The sequence below is a fragment of the Bradyrhizobium sp. IC4059 genome (assembly GCF_020193615.1).
Classification (GTDB): Bacteria; Pseudomonadota; Alphaproteobacteria; order Rhizobiales; family Xanthobacteraceae; genus Bradyrhizobium; species Bradyrhizobium yuanmingense.
Map to the genome: position 1 here is coordinate 568,924 of NZ_JADYVH010000002.1, position 15,807 is coordinate 584,730.

At 64.7% G+C, this 15,807-nt stretch carries 19 protein-coding genes; 12 read left to right on the plus strand and 7 right to left on the minus strand.

Annotated elements, in window-relative coordinates:
• The first annotated feature begins 44 nt into the window (after positions 1 to 44).
• Entirely contained in the window at positions 45 to 248 is a 204-nt protein-coding gene (locus I6F12_RS08665; RefSeq protein WP_036000317.1) for a hypothetical protein, read from the plus strand.
• 26 nt (positions 249 to 274) lie between these two features.
• On the opposite strand, the gene I6F12_RS08670 is transcribed toward I6F12_RS08665, so the two are convergent.
• Genes I6F12_RS08670 through I6F12_RS08680 form a run of 3 tightly spaced genes read right to left on the minus strand, consistent with a single transcriptional unit; the run spans position 275 to position 2,886 of the window.
• On the minus strand, positions 275 to 1,393 hold the full coding sequence (locus I6F12_RS08670) for an HD domain-containing phosphohydrolase (protein ID WP_225155975.1): 1,119 nt from the start codon (positions 1,391 to 1,393) through the stop codon (positions 275 to 277).
• Positions 1,394 to 1,444: 51 nt separating this feature from the next.
• Positions 1,445 to 1,777 (minus strand): PilZ domain-containing protein, encoded by a 333-nt coding sequence (locus tag I6F12_RS08675; RefSeq protein WP_036033812.1) that lies wholly within the window; start codon positions 1,775 to 1,777, stop codon positions 1,445 to 1,447.
• Positions 1,774 to 2,886 carry a DUF2336 domain-containing protein gene (locus I6F12_RS08680; RefSeq protein WP_225156141.1) on the minus strand — a complete coding sequence of 371 codons (1,113 nt, stop codon included), beginning with the start codon at positions 2,884 to 2,886 and terminating at the stop codon, positions 1,774 to 1,776. Before I6F12_RS08680 ends, I6F12_RS08675 begins: the two co-directional genes overlap by 4 nt.
• A gap of 296 nt (positions 2,887 to 3,182) precedes the next feature.
• On the opposite strand from I6F12_RS08680, the gene I6F12_RS08685 reads away from it, so the two are divergent.
• Together I6F12_RS08685 and I6F12_RS08690 are read left to right on the plus strand one after the other, a co-directional pair.
• Positions 3,183 to 4,130 (plus strand): AraC family transcriptional regulator, encoded by a 948-nt coding sequence (locus I6F12_RS08685; protein ID WP_225149530.1) that lies wholly within the window; start codon positions 3,183 to 3,185, stop codon positions 4,128 to 4,130.
• A gap of 50 nt (positions 4,131 to 4,180) precedes the next feature.
• Positions 4,181 to 4,771: an NAD(P)H-dependent oxidoreductase gene (locus I6F12_RS08690; protein ID WP_036022824.1), complete on the plus strand. Its 591-nt coding sequence runs from the start codon at positions 4,181 to 4,183 to the stop codon at positions 4,769 to 4,771.
• 103 nt (positions 4,772 to 4,874) lie between these two features.
• Here I6F12_RS08690 and I6F12_RS08695 read toward each other — a convergent pair whose 3' ends face one another.
• The 3 genes from I6F12_RS08695 to I6F12_RS08705 form a co-directional block, all read right to left on the minus strand.
• Complete coding sequence (locus I6F12_RS08695; protein WP_225155976.1) at positions 4,875 to 6,956, minus strand: HAMP domain-containing methyl-accepting chemotaxis protein; 2,082 nt, start codon at positions 6,954 to 6,956, stop codon at positions 4,875 to 4,877.
• Between the two features lie 85 nt (positions 6,957 to 7,041).
• On the minus strand, positions 7,042 to 7,827 hold the full coding sequence (locus tag I6F12_RS08700; protein WP_225128566.1) for a fumarylacetoacetate hydrolase family protein: 786 nt from the start codon (positions 7,825 to 7,827) through the stop codon (positions 7,042 to 7,044).
• 14 nt (positions 7,828 to 7,841) lie between these two features.
• Entirely contained in the window at positions 7,842 to 8,429 is a 588-nt protein-coding gene (locus I6F12_RS08705; RefSeq protein WP_225155977.1) for a helix-turn-helix domain-containing protein, read from the minus strand.
• Positions 8,430 to 8,555: 126 nt separating this feature from the next.
• Between I6F12_RS08705 and I6F12_RS08710 the strand changes: the two genes are divergently transcribed.
• Positions 8,556 to 9,038, plus strand: a complete 483-nt coding sequence (locus tag I6F12_RS08710; RefSeq protein WP_225155978.1) for a tautomerase enzyme — start codon at positions 8,556 to 8,558, stop codon at positions 9,036 to 9,038.
• A gap of 35 nt (positions 9,039 to 9,073) precedes the next feature.
• Positions 9,074 to 9,850, plus strand: a complete 777-nt coding sequence (locus I6F12_RS08715; protein WP_036000278.1) for a crotonase/enoyl-CoA hydratase family protein — start codon at positions 9,074 to 9,076, stop codon at positions 9,848 to 9,850.
• A gap of 10 nt (positions 9,851 to 9,860) precedes the next feature.
• On the opposite strand, the gene I6F12_RS08720 is transcribed toward I6F12_RS08715, so the two are convergent.
• Complete coding sequence (locus I6F12_RS08720) at positions 9,861 to 10,301, minus strand: DUF1810 domain-containing protein (RefSeq protein WP_036000275.1); 441 nt, start codon at positions 10,299 to 10,301, stop codon at positions 9,861 to 9,863.
• Positions 10,302 to 10,508: 207 nt separating this feature from the next.
• Here I6F12_RS08720 and I6F12_RS08725 point away from each other — a divergent pair, with 207 nt between their 5' ends.
• The 7 genes from I6F12_RS08725 (at position 10,509) to minE (ending at position 15,728) form a co-directional block, all read left to right on the plus strand.
• Positions 10,509 to 11,459, plus strand: a complete 951-nt coding sequence (locus I6F12_RS08725) for a DUF2778 domain-containing protein (protein ID WP_036000297.1) — start codon at positions 10,509 to 10,511, stop codon at positions 11,457 to 11,459.
• Positions 11,460 to 11,525: 66 nt separating this feature from the next.
• Positions 11,526 to 11,783, plus strand: a complete 258-nt coding sequence (locus I6F12_RS08730) for a hypothetical protein (RefSeq protein WP_036000273.1) — start codon at positions 11,526 to 11,528, stop codon at positions 11,781 to 11,783.
• Positions 11,784 to 11,877: 94 nt separating this feature from the next.
• On the plus strand, positions 11,878 to 12,378 hold the full coding sequence (locus I6F12_RS08735) for an SMI1/KNR4 family protein (RefSeq protein ID WP_036022833.1): 501 nt from the start codon (positions 11,878 to 11,880) through the stop codon (positions 12,376 to 12,378).
• 185 nt (positions 12,379 to 12,563) lie between these two features.
• The gene (locus I6F12_RS08740; RefSeq protein ID WP_225155979.1) at positions 12,564 to 13,655 is read left to right on the plus strand and encodes a substrate-binding domain-containing protein; all 1,092 of its coding nucleotides are present in this window, start codon (positions 12,564 to 12,566) and stop codon (positions 13,653 to 13,655) included.
• Between the two features lie 259 nt (positions 13,656 to 13,914).
• On the plus strand, positions 13,915 to 14,613 hold the full coding sequence (gene minC, locus I6F12_RS08745) for a septum site-determining protein MinC (protein WP_225155980.1): 699 nt from the start codon (positions 13,915 to 13,917) through the stop codon (positions 14,611 to 14,613).
• A gap of 21 nt (positions 14,614 to 14,634) precedes the next feature.
• Positions 14,635 to 15,450, plus strand: a complete 816-nt coding sequence (minD, locus tag I6F12_RS08750; protein ID WP_036022837.1) for a septum site-determining protein MinD — start codon at positions 14,635 to 14,637, stop codon at positions 15,448 to 15,450.
• Entirely contained in the window at positions 15,447 to 15,728 is a 282-nt protein-coding gene (minE, locus tag I6F12_RS08755) for a cell division topological specificity factor MinE (RefSeq protein WP_036000260.1), read from the plus strand. Before minD ends, minE begins: the two co-directional genes overlap by 4 nt.
• Positions 15,729 to 15,807: the final 79 nt, after the last annotated feature.

Sequence of the window (15,807 nt, forward strand, 5' to 3'; positions counted from 1 at the left end):
AATATGCGGACTGAGAGGTTTGTTGCTGGCGCGAGGGAATTGATATGCGGCGGCTGGCTAGCCTGGTTCGGCGGTTCTTCGGTCCGCGACTGCGGCCCAAGATCGATGATGATCCAAGTCTTCCTTTCACACCCGAAGAGTTCGGCCGGCTGATTCGCAGCGGCCGGCACGAGGACATGAAGCTGCTGGCCGACGGGCTGGCCTGCCGCTCCATCCCGCGCCGCGCCAGCCATCGTGCGACGCATTAGGCTGCGCTCGAGACGGGTCACAGCGCTCACCGCGTGAGCGCGACCTGCTTGAACGCGCGGACTAGCGCCTTCTCCAGCTTGCCTGTCATCTCGCACAGAACGTCGTAGGCCTCCGCGCGCGGCATGGTCGGCTTGTAGTGCCGGTGCTCGATCAGGGCTGCGAAGATGTCCGAGATCGTTAGAATCCTGACGATATCGCCAATGCTCTCGGCGCAGAGCGCATCGGGATAGCCGCTCCCGTCGAGGTACTCGTGATGATGGCGGACGGCATCGAGAATCTCCGGCGAGATCCCGTCATGGTCCTTGAGAAACGTATGGCCGGCGGCGGGATGCGTTTCGATCAGCGCGCGCTCGGCGGCATCGAGGCGGCCCGGCTTGTCGAGGATGGCGAGCGGAATCTGCGCCTTGCCGATGTCATGGAACATGGCCGCCGAGTAGAGACGTTCCAGGTCGGCCCTGCCGACGCCAAGGCTCAGTCCGAAGTCGATCGCGACACCGGTGACGAGCAGGCAATGCTGATAGGTTCCTTCGTGGTGCCGCCGCACCGTCATGAGCCACTCCGTCAGGCCATGGCGGGTGATGCGATCGGCGATCTGGCGCCCCGCTTCCTTGGTGGCGTTGACGTCAAGCGGCTGGCCCAGGGTGACAGAGGTAAACATGGATGCGATCGCGGTCGCGGCGGTCTCGACGGCAGTGTCGGCCTGCGCGCTCTCGCGCGACGCGGCCGAGAGCGGATCAGGCGGATCGGACAGCGCCGCCAGCAGCCTCGCCCGGTTGATGGTGCCCGGAAGGACCAGTGTCGCTCCAAGCGCATAGGCCTGCGAAACGGCGACATGCGAGGTGTGCTCCAGCAGGAAAATCCGCTTCTTCGCCTTTGCGAGCTTGCCCGCCCGTTTCTTGATCGCCGCGATATTGTCGACATCGCGAAGCTCGGCGCGAATGACGATGGCGGACGGCACCTCTGACAGCTTGGCCTCGGCGTCCAGCCGCTCGCCCGCGACGGCGAAGCGTTGCTCGAGGAGCGAGCACACACCGGCCAGCTTGTCGGACGTGTCGGCCAGCACATGAACGAATGGGCGCGGCGCTGCAGCGACCGCGACGCTGCCAAGGCTGGTGGGTTCGAGTGTGGTTTGCGCGTTCTGCACGGATATGCCCCGGAATAGCGCGGGCTCCAATCGATGGGTCGAATTCTCGGTCTATTTGGCCTGATCGGAGCTCTGCGCTGCGGCAGCCGGCGTAATCGCCTGCTTCTTCTTGCTTTGTGCGGTGACGAAGTGGATGCCAGCAGTGGTGCCGTCGATCCAGACCAGCTCGCAGCGCCGGTAGGCCAGGCCCGTCGACGACAGCAGCATGAAGAATTCCTTGGCCTGGAGCACGTCCAGCGTGCCCTCGACCTCGACCTTCGCGCCCGTCTGCGAGACGTCGAGCAGGACGCAGCTGCGCCGCCAGGTGCCGTCGGATCCCATGAGATTGACCGGCTGCCTGTGGTCCATTTTCACGCGAAAGGCTTTGCGACCGTCAAACTTCATCGGCTAACCCCCATCTTTTTTGCGTCGCGATGTCCCCGACCGCACTCCTTGGCGTTTGCGGCAATTTCGCCCCACCGCACCGTCCACTGGCTGGTCGACAGCAGCAGCGTCTCGAAAATGTGCTGCGCGCGTTCGCGCTCGGCGAAAGAAAGCCGTGTGCCGCTGCGGTTGCTCAGGATGGCGAGCGTGGTCTGCCAGTTCAGCCGCGAGGCGCGGCAGGCCATGACGAGAGCCTCGCAATCCTCGTCGGTCATGACATGCTCGACGATCTCGATGGGAGCGCCTGAAAGCACCGACAGCGCGGTGATGAGGTTGGCGGTCTCGCCGCGGATGGCGAAGCGGTTCACCGTGGAATCGTTCAGCTTGCCGATGCGGCTGAGTGCAACGATCTCTGGCCGTGCGCTTGCATAGGCGGCCGCGGAGGGTAGCTTGGTGACGATGGGTGCGGCCGTTGCGGCTTGAAGCGAGACGGTAGCGTTCGGCCCGATGCCGGATTTCGGCGCCGGCGAGGCCGACAGCAACTTCCGCATGACTGTGTCGGGCGTGTCGGGCCTGAGCGCCAGTGCCTTGGTGAGTTCGTCATCCACAAGGCACTTCTCAACCAGCGCAACGTAAGCGGCTTCGGAGAATCTTGCCTCGCTGTTGCCGATCAGCGCAAGACAAACGCTGGAAGTGCCACCCTTGATCAGCGTCTCCATCACCCGTGGATCGATCGGCGCGCGGCCGGCGATGGCACATTGCTGCCGTACGCCGCTTGCGGCTGCGATCAATGTGAGATCGGCCGTGGACAGTGACTGCGAGCGGAGCAAGACAGGGCAGGCGACTTCCGGATCGTGGTGCGAAGCGAGACGTCGGACGGTGTTCCGCGGAGCCACTTTGAGCTCTGCGAGCGCCGCGCTGACATCGATCAGCGTGCTGGCCTCGACCCGCTCGATCAGTCGCAGCAGGACGCCGTCGACCACACCGGCGAGCAATTCCTGGGACCGACCGCGGCTGCTTGTGAGCAGTTGCAAAAGGCCGAAGAGAATGCGGGCGCACCGGTCCAGCGAACACGTTGCGACCGCGTTCTCCAATTCGGCCAGCTTGTCGGCAGGCGAATTTGCCGTCATGGCAGGAGCCTGAAATGAAATAAATTGCACAATCAAACGACGGTTATTCCGCCGCAAAGGCGTTAATTTGAATCTTAAATGGCAACGGCTTCGGTATTGGCGCACCGCCTCAATCGCAGGAAACGCTATCGAAATTCGGCGAGACAGGGTTGTCCCGGATTGTTCTTTCAACCGGCCCGTCTCCAATTGATCAGGGCACGTTAGGATCGATTCTAACGAAATAACCGAAGGAGGCAGCGAACGGCACCCCGCGGCCGGACGCACATTCAGAGCGGCGCGGCATTTTTCATATTTCCATGAACAGCATTGACGATGTGCCGAGGTCGGCACTCAAAACATTTCGTTTTTCAGACGTCGACGAATTTCGAAGCGCCATACGCGGGCTGAATTTCGAATTCACCCCTTTTGTGCGGAAGATTTCGGCTGAGCAGACGATCCTGGCCCTACCGGGCTGCGACGTGAATTTGACGCGCGCGTTTCCGCGGGTGGTTGACGCACAACTCGTGGAGAATTGCACGGCGATCGGCTTCACGATGGATGATCTCAACGTGCCAATTCGCTTTAACGGCTCGCAACGGGCGCGACCCGCCGTGGTCATTGGCAGCGGCGGGGCGGCCTACACCACCATCGAGGAGGTGCAGCGGCAAATCGCCTCGGTGATTTTCCGGCCCGAGGTGAGGGATCGTGGCTGGCCGCCCACGCTCTCGAGCTTCAAGATTTTTGAAATCTCCACGGCCGGCTTGCAGCGGTTGCGCGGCGTGGTTAGGGAGGTGCTGGCCGAGGCGACCGGGCCGATTTCGGCACCGGAGCTCTTGTTGAAGGGCGCGGCGATGAAGGAGTCCCTGCTCGGAGCCGTTGACGAGGCCTTTGCGACGATCGTTCCGGCCCGCTGGACCTTTGCACCCAACGACGGACGGAATTTCAGGCTATTCCAGGACATCCGCGCGCTGCTGTCTGACGACCTGTCGGAGCCGATTTACAGCGATGAGATCGCGCGCAAGCTGGGGCTGTCCGTTCGGACCATGCACGACGTCGTGCGCCGCTATCGCGGCATGAGCCTGCACCGCTATTTGCGTCTGCATCGGCTGTGGCTGGTGCGTCGGCGCCTTCTCGCCGGGGCCGATAGCGTCAAGGCGGTCGCGCTGGCGTATGGCTTCTGGCATCTCAGCGATTTCTCAAGAAGTTACCGCGACCAGTTCGGCGAGACGCCGTCGCAAACACTGGACCGCGGTCGCGGAAGGTAGAACGATAAATCGGGTAGGGCTGGGCGCCGGTTTCGTGCTACCGTTCGGCCATGAGCAATCGCATTCTCGTTCTCTACGGTTCTTACCGTTCCGACCGCATGGGCATCCGCCTTGCGAATTTCGTCATCAACCGGCTGCGCGATCGCGGCGAGGACGTCGAATTCATCGACGCCAAGGCGATCGGGCTGCCGATGCTGGACCGGATGTACAAGGAACATCCCAAGGGCTCGGCGCCGGAGGCGCTGGAGAAGCTGGCCGGGCAGATCCGCGGCGCCGACGGATTCGTCTTCGTCACCGGCGAGTACAATTGGGGCATGCAGCCCGGGCTGAAGAACCTCACCGACCATTTCCTGGAGGAATGGTTCTGGCGCCCGGCCGCGATCGTGAGCTATTCGGCCGGCCGGCTGTCCGGCGCGCGCGCAGCGACCGCCTGGCACGGCACCCTCTCGGAGATGGGCATGGTGGTGATATCGAGCACCATCGGTGTCGGCCCGATCGCGCAGACGCTGTCGGACGCCGGCGAGCCGATCGGCGACGGCGGGAAGGCTCTGGAGCGCTCGTTTCCGCGCTTCGCCGACGATCTGACCTGGTGGATCGAGGCGGCGAAAGCACAGCGCGCGCGCAAGGCGCCGCCGTATTGAGGTCGCGTAGCCTGGATGGAGCGACAGCGTAATCCAGGGTCTCGCGCGTCAACGGCACTGTCCCGGATTGCGCTGCGCTCCATCCGGGCTACGACTTCGCGTGCTACGCCGCCCGGACCTCACCGAGGAAGCGCTCGAACTGGCCGGCGAGATCGCGCGACTGGGTCGAGAGCTGCTCGGCCGCGCCCAGCACCTCTCTTGCCGCGGCGCCGGTGTCGTCGGCGGCGCGCTGCACGCCGGAGATGTTGCTGTTGACCTCCTGGGTGCCGCGGGCAGCCTCCTGAACGCTGCGGGCGATCTCCTTGGTCGCCGAGCCCTGTTCCTCGATCGCCGCGGCGATGGCGGTGCCGATCTGGTCGATCTCGGCGATGACGTCGGCGACGTTGCGGATTGCCGCCACCGTCTCGTCGCTCGCGGTCTGGATCGCGGTGATCTGCTCGGAGATCTCCGTCGTGGCCTTGGCGGTCTGCCCGGCCAGCGACTTCACTTCGGAGGCGACCACGGCAAAGCCGCGGCCGGCCTCGCCGGCACGGGCGGCTTCGATGGTTGCATTTAGCGCAAGCAGGTTGGTCTGCTCGGCGATGCTCTGGATCAGCGTCACGACGTCGCCGATCTTCTGGGCGCCTTCGGCGAGCGTCCGCGCGGTGTCGCCGGTGCGGCGGGCATTGTCGACGGCACGGGCCGCGATCTCCGTGCTTTGGGCGACCTGACGCCCGATCTCCGCGATCGAGGAGGTCAGCTCTTCGGTGGCGCTCGCGACCGTCTGCACGTTGGTCGAGGTCTGTTCGGAGGCGGCGGCGACCACGGCGGCCTGGCTGTTGGTCTGCGCCGCCGTCGAGGTCATCGACTGCGCGGTGCTTTCCATTGCAGCAGAGGCCCGCGACAGGCCGCCGACCAGCTCGGTCACCTTGGCCTCGAAGGCGCGGGTGAGATCGTCGAGCGCCTGGGCGCGGCGCATCTTGCCGTCGTTCTCGGCCTGCTTCTCGGCCGCGAGCCGATCGGCGCGGATCATGTTGTCCTTGAACACCTGAACGGCCGCGGCCATCGCGCCGATCTCGTCGGAGCGCTCGGCGCCCGGAATGCTCTCCGCAACCTCGCCGTCGGCGAGCCGCGACATGCGCGTCGTCAGGCCGACGATCGGCGCGCAGACGCGGCGGCGAACCGTCACGATGAGGCCGGCGCTGGCGATCAGCACGGCGACAAGGCCGACGAGCGCGATCGTGAAGCTGGTGTGCGCGGCCGACGAAGCGCCGGCGAGAATCTGCTCGGCGTTGTCGTAGAAGGCGTCGCGGACGCCGATGATGGTGCCGAGGCCGCGCTGCGTGGCGGCGTAATAGGTGTCCATGTCGTGTTCGTATTTGCCGGTGATCGCGCCGTCCTTCACCAGCTTGAGCTCGCGGCCGAACTCCTCGACATAGATCGCGTTGAACTTGTCCAGGGCCTCCGCGACATTCGCCGGCGTTGTTGGATTGCCGCGCAATTCCTGCAGCGACATCACGATCTGATCGTTGCGGCCCTGCGAGCGGGCAATGTCGGCCTTCTCGGCGTCGGTCGCCGGCTTCTTTCCGCCGAGGAGGTTCTTGTGCAGGCTGGAATTGAAGCCGCCGACGTCGCGCAGCGTCATCGCGACATTAGCGTAGCTGGCCTGCCGGTAAGCGTCACCGTTCAGGATCGCCATGCGGCGGACCTGCTCGTTGAGCAGCGCAGTCACGCCGCCGTTGAGCACGGCATTGTCGGCGACGATCTTCTTGGCCGCGTCTTTGCGCGCCTCGGCGGGACCCGCCAGCGCCTTGTCGATGGCCTCGCGCAACGCGGTGAACTTCGCGTTGATGCCGTCGATGTTGCTGCCGATCGTGGTGCCGTCGTCGAACGGGCCGGGCAGCTCCTTGCGCAGCGCGTTCATCTTGTCGCGGGCGCGGTCGGTCTGCTTGCGCAGCTTGTCCTGCTCGGCCAGCAGCGCAGGGTCGATGGCCGCAGGTCCGTAGAGGATGTTGGTGGAAAAGCCGCGCTCCGGATTGAGATAGCGCGGGATGTCGCTGACCGCACGGACGATTGCGAGCCGCCCCTGCGCTTCAGTGATCCGTTCCATGGTCTGGTACTTCGTCGCGGCGACGTAGACGGCGAGACCGCCGCCGACGGTCGAGAGCGAGACGATGGCGCTGGTCAGGAGCGTACCGATTTTCATGATCTGTCCGGCAAATAACGGAGAAGTATTTTGCCCGGACGATAGGGCGGCCATGTTAATCTGCGGTTTACGCTCCCTGGCCGGCTCAGCTGTAGGTCGCGCTGACCGATCCCAGCGGACCAAAATCGGCAACGTAGGTCTCGCCAGCCTTGGGCCGGAGCATACCGGTCAGCGTGCCCGTGCTGATCGTCTGGCCGGCCTTGAGACCGATGCCGGTCCGCGACAGCTCGTTGGCAAGCCAGGCCAGCGGCACCAGCGGGTGGTCAATCGCCTCTGCAGCGGAGCCGCGGCGTCTCTCGATGCCGTTGCAATTCAGGACGACATCTTGAGTGGCGACGTCGCGGCTACGCCAGTCGGCGATGGGCTCTCCGAGCACGATCGTTCCTGATCCGGAGCCGTCGGCCATGATCGCCGGCATCGGTGGAAACGCCGCATCGTGAATGAAGCGGCACTCCGCGAGCTCGATGCCGGGATGCAACGAGACGACGGCGTCGCCGACCTCGTCCACCGTATAGGGCTTCGCGCGCGGCGGCAGATCGGCGCCGAGACGCGCCTGGAACTCGACTTCGGGGATCGGGCTGCATTGTCTGGCATGCTCGACGCTAGCGGGCGAGCTCTTGATCAGGGGCGCGAACACCCGCCCATAGATCGGCGCGGAGATGCGAAGCTGACGCTGGAGCCCCGACTTCATGCCCGCGATCTTCCAGCCGACGACATCCCAGCCGAGTTCTTCTTCCACCATCTGCGCGACTTGGTACGCCGTGTCCGCATCCGGTGGGACCAGCCGTTCGTCGAGGCCGCTCTGTTGCCGGCCCTCGCGACGCAAATCGGCGAGCTGACGGGCGAGTTCGCGTTGCCGGGATAAGTCCATTGCGCGTCTCCAATCTATTTTTTTGTGCAGGCGAGGGCGGTTGCGAGGACGATCTCCAGTTCCTCCTGAACCTGATCGAGCGCGTCGGCGCTGCGGCTGGCGCGACACATCGCGACCGTGCCTTCGATCGAGGCGACGACGAGCGTTGCAAGCCGCTCGGCGCGCTCGGCAGCCAGTCCTTCGCGCAACAAGGCTGCTTGCATGATCCGCCGCCAATCGGCGAACACGCCGTCGGCGAGGTCGAGCAGGTGCTGCTGCGCGGCCGCGTCGTCCTTGTCGCTGGGCTCACCGACATAGCGATCGACCGCCACGGCGAGCACAGGGCAGCCGGCCTCGAAGCCGGTTGCCTCCAACTGGCGGCGCCATGATGCGACAAAAGCCTTGAGGCCGCCGATCACGCCGCGTTCGTTCATGGCTTTCTCCAGAGGAATGGATACCTGCCGGCCGGCGAAGGTCACGGCTTCGGCGATCAATTGCGGCTTGCCGTCGGGGAAGTGGTGGCTGATCGAGCCGCGCGGCGTCGCTGTGTGGCGGACCACGTCGCGCATGCTGGTGGCGTTGACGCCGCGGCGGCTCATCAGGTCGGCGGCGCCGGCGATCATCCTGTCGCGTGTGGTGGCAGTCATCGGGAATCCTGCAATTGGCCATCTCCATCTAGACTATGACACTTGACATAGGCAAGCCGTGCTGAGATATGACGAGTGTCATATTCGTGGAGAGGTGCCGATTTGACCATCATTACCGTCACCGCACCGGCCGGACGGCTCGGCCTGCCGCAGCGCCGGCAGCTTGCGGAAAGCCTGACCGACGCCGTGCTCGAGCCCGAGGTCGGCCAGAGGGCGCCGGCGGCCCGAATGGGGTTCCAGGTGCATTTCCACGACCTTCCGTCCGACAGCATGGCGATCGGCGGCCGGTTGCTGTGCGACCAGGACAAGCCGCGCGACATCATCACCGTCAACATCGCCGTCATGAACGCGGCCTGGCCGGCGGCGGTGCGCGCCGAGGTGATCCGCAACGTGCTGGCGCGGCTTGCGGAGGCCTGCGGCATGCCGGCGCCGTCGCCGACCTGGTGGGTCAATTTCGAGATCATCGATGAGGGAAGCTGGGGATCGCGCGGCGGCGTGCTCTCGATCCTTCAGCTGCTGGATTCCGGCGTGTTCACGCCGGCCCGGATCGAGGCGATCCGCGCGGCGCTTCAGCAGCCGGCCTGACTTGCTGCCAACACCAACAATCGGGAGACGAGCACATGAGCGAAGGTCAGATCGGCACCGAGGTGCACGGCCACGTCCTCAAAATCATCATCGCCAACGCCGCGAAGAAGAACGCGTTCACGCCTGCGATGATGGAGCAATTGTCCGATGCACTCACCGAATTGCACCACAACGAGGCCTATCGCGTCGGCGTGGTCTGCGCCGAGGGCGGGGATTTCACTGCAGGTCTCGATATGCCCAAATTCTTCGGTCCCACCGCGGAGAAGCGCAACACCAAGGACGGCAATGTCGACCCGTTCGGGCTCAACAAGCGCTGCCGCAAGCCGATCGTGACGGCCGTGCAGGGTATCGTCTACACCATCGGCATCGAGCTGATGCTCGCCGGTGACATCGTGGTTGCGGCCGACGATGCACGTTTCTGCCAAATGGAGGCGAGGCGCGGCATCGCACCGCTGGGCGGCGCGCATTTCCGCTTCCTATCGCGGGCCGGCTGGGGCGATGCGATGTATCATCTGTTCCTCTGCGACGAGTTTTCGGCGCAGCGCGCGCATGCGATCGGTCTCGTCCAGGAGGTCGTGCCTGCAGGCGAGCAGATCGAGCGGGCGATGACGCTCGCCGCCATGATCGCGCGCAATGCGCCACTCGGCATCCAGGTGACCAAGGAAGCGGCGGCGAACTATGTCGAAGCTGGCGAAGCGGCTGCGATTGCCTACATCCCGAAAATTCGCGATCGTGTGCTCGGCAGTGCCGACGCCAAGGAGGGCATCCAATCCTTCATCGAGCGTCGCGCGGCCGTCTTCCAAGGACGTTGATCGGCGCCTGCTAATGCCGAGCCTGATCCAGCCTTTCGAGGATATCCAGCGTAGCGCCATCGCGTTCGCCTGCGAAATATCGGGCGAGCGCCTGATCGAAGACGGGCTCGTCGGAGACCGCGCCGAACAGCGTCATCGACGAGCGGAATTTGGCGTCATCCGGCGCGCCGAGGATCGCGTTGATGGTCCGGCCCTCGACCGCGAGCACCAGCCTGGTGCATTCGATCAGCCGGCCGCCCAGGATAGGGTGGACGAGATAGGCCTCGGCCTCCGCGCGGGAGCCGATGGCATATCGCTGCGACATGGCGCTGGCGCCGAGACCTGCGACCTGGGGGAAGATGAACCACATCCAGTGAGTCTGCTTCCGGCCCCTAGTCAGCTCGCCCAAGATGTCGCCATAGACCGGGTCTTGGGCCTGGACAAAGCGATCGAGATCGAACGGATCGGTCATTGGATACCTTAGGGGATACCTTTGGAGGGCCTTGGCGGCCCCGATTATGCCTAACTTTTGGCTCCCAATGTGGTAGCTGGTATAGAGTCTCTCCGGGTGGGGGTGGGTAAGCCCCCCGGGGGTCGATTTGGGGATCTGATGGTTTCCGACGCAGCACACGCCGAGAGGCTGTTGTCGCGCCGCCGTGTCGGGCGGGCTGAAACGATTCTGCTGTCTGTGGCCGCGATGGCGCTGGCGCTCGGCGCCGCCGCGTGGGTCGCCGATATCAGCGATTCGACCCCGCTGGTCTCCGCGGCGTTGCCGCCGGCCAATGCCCCCTCATTCGAGGACCGTTTCGCCTCGGCCTCAGCCGGCCCGTCGCCGCGCGAGCTTGGTCTGCGGGTGCTGGAGCGCTCCGCGGTGAATGCGGCCCAGCTCAAGCTGCGGGATGCCAAGGCCATGCTGGCCCAGAAGCTCCAGGGCGACGACTGGCGCTCGATCCTGACCGAGGACGACCGGTACATGACCGAGGAGGCGAGGCGCTCGCAGCGCGCCGACGCCATCCCCATGCCGCGCGCGCGTCCAGTCCAGGCGGACTTCTCCGCTCAGATCGCCTCCAGCCAGGCCTATGCGGACACCAATCTCAGGGTCGACAACCGCAATTTCTTCGAAAAATTCACCGACAAGATCAAGCTGGCCTCGCTGACGCCCGGCGACGGCCTGCTCGGCAGGGGGCCGGACCTCGCCGCGCTCGGCTACGATTCGCGCACCGCGGTCTATGACATCTCGGCCAAGGCGGTCTATCTGCCGAGCGGCGTGGCGCTGGAAGCCCATTCCGGCCTGGGCGCCTTGATGGACAATCCTGACCATGTCGACCGGCGGATGGTCGGCGCGACGCCGCCGGCGATCTACGATCTGAAGCCGCGCGAAAAGCCGTTCCACGGCGTCCGTGCGCTGCGCATGACCCCGGTCGAAGGCACCAGCGCGCTTGGCCGCGTCGGGCTGCTCACGCACAATTACCTGCTCGGGCCGCGCGGCGATTCCAACGGCTGCGTCTCGATCAAGGACTATGATCGGTTCATCAAGGCCTACGACAATGGCGAGTTCAACCGCCTGGTCGTGGTGCCGAGTCTGCGCGGCGCGGCGACCGCCTCGCAGCGCGCGAGCACCGATTCCTGATATTCGCCTGCGACGGCGGGGCTGCCGTTTCCCCTTCGTTAAGCCGTCCTCGTCCAGAAGCAGCCCATGAGCGATCCATCCAATTCCGAGACCCCGCTGCGCACGACGTTCAAGATCAAGCTGAACGGCGACACGCTGGCGATCGCGACCGTCGGTCAGGCCTATCAATTCCTGACCAACTTCAAATCGGTCGAGTGGATGGAATTTCGCTCGCTGCACGAGGACGCCGTCGCGGCCCTGGAAGGCGCCGCCGGTAACGCCATGCTGGCGGTGCAGGCAACCAACGCCGTGCGCGCGCTGTTCGTCAGCGCCAAGCTGCTCTGAGAGAATCTCTCCCTCTGGCCTGATCCGTCGCCCTCGAACCCACTGCAAGGCGGGTGCGACGAAGGCTTGCGCGTCCGCGCCAGGGAGAGGGAATATGAAATTGGCAGAATTCATTGCAGGCATCGACGTTGGCGCGGAGCAACCAACCGAAGCCGCGCTCACCGCCTTCGAGACGTCCATCGGCTGTCGCTTGCCGGACGACTATCGCCGCTTCCTGCTGGCCTGCGCCGGCGGCTATCATCAGGGGGGCGCCGACTTCAACTGGCCGCATGGGGACTGGGCGGGTTCGGTGCAGGAGGTCCTGGGATTGCGGTCCGACGAGTGCTCGCTGGTGCAGACGCGCCAGACGCCGCAATGGCCGACCGTCGATGAGCTGTTGTGGATCATGAGCGACCACGGCGGCAATCCGATCTGCATGACGATCGACAAGGCCCATTTCGGCGAGATCTGGTTCATGGACCACGAGATGGCCGAATACGAAAAGCCCTGGACACTGGCGCAGGCGATGTCCGATCAATGGGGCTATGTCCTGCCGCTAGCACCGACGTTCAGCGATTTCATCGCCGGCCTGTACGAGGAAGCAGCGGCCGCCTGAGGCGAGGCCGGGCCGAGCGGGCGGGTCCGCCGCGACATGCTGGGTCCAGCTGGTCCACGGTATCCGGTGCAAGCCCGACCTTTCTTTTCCGTCGCTTGAACTCCGCTCCCGGAACGGGCAAACGGTTCGCCAAGAAACCGTGGCCCAGGCCATCCATTCGACGCTGAGTTCAAGGGAGACCCATCATGAAACGCCGTACATTCCTCCAAGGTGGTGCGGTCGCCGGCGCGACCACGCTGGTTGCGGCCCCTGCGATCGCGCAGAGCATGCCCGAGATTAAATGGCGCCTGACGTCGAGCTTCCCGAAATCGCTCGACACCATTTACGGCACGGCGCAGACATTTGCGAAATATGTCGCCGAGGCCACCGACAACAAATTCCAGATCCAGACCTTCTCGGCGGGCGAGCTCGTGCCCGGCCTGCAGGCGCTCGATGCGGTCAGCACCGCATCAGTGGAGATGGCGCAGACGCCGCTCTATTTTTACATCGGCAAGGAGCCGGCGCTGGCCTATGCCACCGGCGCGCCCTTCGGCATGAACCATCGGCATCAGGAATCATGGTGGCACTTCGGGGGCGGCGCCGACCTCACCAACGAAGCGCTCAAACCCTTCAAGGCGCACGCCATCCTCTGCGGCAATTCCGGCACCCAGATGGGCGGCTGGTTCCGCAAGGAGATCAAGTCCGTCGACGACCTCAAGGGCCTGAAATTCCGCATCGCCGGCATGGGTGGCCATGTGCTGGCAAAGCTCGGCGTCGTGCCGCAGCAGATCGCCGGTGGCGACGTCTATCCGGCTCTCGAGAAGGGCACGATCGATGCCGCCGAGTTCGTCGGTCCCTACGACGACGAGAAGCTCGGCTTCTACAAGGTCGCCAAATACTACTACTTCCCCGGCTGGTGGGAAGGCGGTGCCATGTTGCACATGATCGTCAACGACGAGAAATGGAATTCGCTGCCTAAGCAATATCAGGCGATCGTCAACCAGGCGGGCGCGGCGGCCGGTGCGTGGATGCTCGAGAAATACGACAGCGTGAACCCCGGTGCGCTAAAGCGGCTGATTGCGAACGGCACCGAGCTGAAGGCGTTCCCGCAACCGGTGCTGGAGGCCTGCTACAATGCGACTCAGGACCATCTGAACGAGCTCGCCGCCAAGAGCGACCTGTTCAAGCGGACCAAGGAGAGCCACGACGCGTATATGAAGGAGGTGCTGTTCTATACGCAGATCGCGGAGAATTTCTACGACAACTATCTGCTCAGCAAGACGCGCAGCAAGACCTGAGCGGAAGAGGCGAGGGCGCGGTGTTTACGCCGCGCCCAGCTTCGTAGCCCGGATGGAGCGCAGCGCAATCCGGGAGAGTGCCGGGTGATGCGCGAGACCCGGATTGCACAAACGGGCGGCGCTTTCGCGCCGACCGTTGGCTCCATCCAGGCTACGGGACCGCGCCTCCACTCACGTAACTGCGCGGAGACATTAACCAGCCATTAACCATATCGGCCGCATCGTTAACCATTCAATAACAGGGAACGAGTCGGCCGCCATGGAGGCTGCAGCAAAGGTCCAACGTCAGATGGTGCGCCTGCGCGGGCGCTCCTATGTGGCTTTCGTGTTCACGCCGACGGTTCCGGTCCAGGACTGGCTGCACGAGATCGACGCCACGATTGCGCGCTCGCCCGGCTTTTTCGCCGGACGGCCGGTGGTGATCGACCTGTCTTCGGTCGATCTCAGCCAGGCCGGCATCGGCCATCTGCTCACCAGCCTGCAGGACCGCAACATCCGCGTGCTCGGCATCGAGGGCGTGGAGGAGGCAAGGCTGACGCCGATGATGCCGCCGCTGCTGTCGGGCGGACGCAGCTGCGTGGTCGAGCCGAGCGCGCCGAAGAAGGCCGAAGCGAAGGTCGAGACCAAGCCGACGTCGCTGCTGCTTGAAAACCCCGTGCGCTCGGGCCAGACCGTGATCTTCCCGGAAGGCGACGTCACCATTCTCGGCTCGGTCGGCTCGGGCGCCGAGGTCGTCGCCGGCGGCTCCATCCACGTCTACGGCGCGCTGCGCGGCCGCGCCATGGCGGGCGTCAATGGACACACCAGCGCGCGCATCTATTGCCAGAAGATCGAGGCCGAACTGCTTGCAATCGACGGATTTTATCAGACCGCCGAGGACATCGACGAGGCCCTGCGCGGCAAGCCGGCGCAGGCCTGGCTGCAGGGGAATACCATGCGAATTACAGCACTGAACTGACCAGCAAAGGAGACATTTCAGATGAGTAAGGTACTGGTCGTGACATCAGGCAAGGGCGGGGTCGGTAAGACCACGACGACCGCCGCGCTGGGAGCTGCCTTGGCGCAGCGCGGCGACAAGGTGGTCGTCGTCGATTTCGACGTCGGCCTGCGCAACCTCGACCTCGTGATGGGCGCCGAACGCCGCGTCGTGTTCGATCTCATCAACGTGGTGCAGGGCGTCGCCAAACTCCCGCAGGCGCTGATCAAGGACAAGCGGCTGGAGAATTTGTGGCTGCTGCCGGCGTCCCAAACCCGCGACAAGGACGCGCTGACGGAGGAGGGCGTCGGCAAGGTCATTGCCGAGTTGCGCAGCCGGTTCGACTGGGTGATCTGCGACAGCCCGGCCGGCATCGAGCGCGGCGCTTCCATGGCGATGCGCTTTGCCGACGAGGCCGTGATCGTCACCAATCCGGAAGTCTCCTCGGTGCGCGATTCCGACCGCATCATCGGCATGCTCGATTCCAAGACGGTGCGGGCCGAGAAGGGCGAGCGCGTCGAGAAGCATATTCTCATCACTCGCTACGATCCCTCGCGCGCCGCGCGCGGCGAGATGTTGACCATCGACGACATCCTGGAGATCCTTGCCACGCCCTTGCTCGGCATCATCCCCGAGAGCCAGGACGTGTTGAAGGCCTCCAACGTCGGCACGCCTGTGACTCTGTCGAATGCCGATGGAGCGCCGGCACGAGCCTATATGGACGCCGCTAAGCGCCTCTGCGGCGAGAACGTGACAATGCACGTTCCTGCCGAGCGCAGAGGATTTATGGACCGGCTGCTGCGACGGAGGGCTGCATGAGCATGGGTCTGCTTCGACTCCTCCGCGGCAAGAAGGCCACAGCACCCGTCGCGCGCGAACGGCTGCAGATCCTGCTTGCCCATGAACGTGGAATGCGCGGCCAGCCCGATCTGCTCGGTGTGCTGCGTGAGGAAATTCTCGCTGTCGTGTCCAAACATGTGATGCTGGACCCGACCAAGGTCATCGTCCGGCTTGAACGCGGCGACGAGGTCTCGACCCTCGAGGTCGACATCGAGGTGCCCAACGATTTCGAGGGCAAGAAGGTGGCGGTCGCGTAGGGGACGCGGCCGCAGACTCCCGATTCTGGGGTGGGTGCGAAGGCGGTCCGCCGGGCATGGCGGGCCGCCTTTGTCTTGC

What these genes read in the sequence shown, in the direction of transcription:
- I6F12_RS08720 (WP_036000275.1), bottom strand. Translation starts at nt 10,301, where the DNA reads ATGACCGATCCGTTCGATCTCGATCGCTTTGTCCAGGCCCAAGACCCG.
- I6F12_RS08735 (WP_036022833.1), top strand. Translation starts at nt 11,878, where the DNA reads ATGAAATTGGCAGAATTCATTGCAGGCATCGACGTTGGCGCGGAGCAA.
- I6F12_RS08685 (WP_225149530.1), top strand. Translation starts at nt 3,183, where the DNA reads ATGAACAGCATTGACGATGTGCCGAGGTCGGCACTCAAAACATTTCGT.
- I6F12_RS08695 (WP_225155976.1), bottom strand. Translation starts at nt 6,956, where the DNA reads ATGAAAATCGGTACGCTCCTGACCAGCGCCATCGTCTCGCTCTCGACC.
- I6F12_RS08665 (WP_036000317.1), top strand. Translation starts at nt 45, where the DNA reads ATGCGGCGGCTGGCTAGCCTGGTTCGGCGGTTCTTCGGTCCGCGACTG.
- minD (WP_036022837.1), top strand. Translation starts at nt 14,635, where the DNA reads ATGAGTAAGGTACTGGTCGTGACATCAGGCAAGGGCGGGGTCGGTAAG.
- minC (WP_225155980.1), top strand. Translation starts at nt 13,915, where the DNA reads ATGGAGGCTGCAGCAAAGGTCCAACGTCAGATGGTGCGCCTGCGCGGG.
- I6F12_RS08740 (WP_225155979.1), top strand. Translation starts at nt 12,564, where the DNA reads ATGAAACGCCGTACATTCCTCCAAGGTGGTGCGGTCGCCGGCGCGACC.
- I6F12_RS08715 (WP_036000278.1), top strand. Translation starts at nt 9,074, where the DNA reads ATGAGCGAAGGTCAGATCGGCACCGAGGTGCACGGCCACGTCCTCAAA.
- I6F12_RS08690 (WP_036022824.1), top strand. Translation starts at nt 4,181, where the DNA reads ATGAGCAATCGCATTCTCGTTCTCTACGGTTCTTACCGTTCCGACCGC.
- minE (WP_036000260.1), top strand. Translation starts at nt 15,447, where the DNA reads ATGAGCATGGGTCTGCTTCGACTCCTCCGCGGCAAGAAGGCCACAGCA.
- I6F12_RS08675 (WP_036033812.1), bottom strand. Translation starts at nt 1,777, where the DNA reads ATGAAGTTTGACGGTCGCAAAGCCTTTCGCGTGAAAATGGACCACAGG.
- I6F12_RS08700 (WP_225128566.1), bottom strand. Translation starts at nt 7,827, where the DNA reads ATGGACTTATCCCGGCAACGCGAACTCGCCCGTCAGCTCGCCGATTTG.
- I6F12_RS08730 (WP_036000273.1), top strand. Translation starts at nt 11,526, where the DNA reads ATGAGCGATCCATCCAATTCCGAGACCCCGCTGCGCACGACGTTCAAG.
- I6F12_RS08705 (WP_225155977.1), bottom strand. Translation starts at nt 8,429, where the DNA reads ATGATCGCCGGCGCCGCCGACCTGATGAGCCGCCGCGGCGTCAACGCC.
- I6F12_RS08680 (WP_225156141.1), bottom strand. Translation starts at nt 2,886, where the DNA reads ATGACGGCAAATTCGCCTGCCGACAAGCTGGCCGAATTGGAGAACGCG.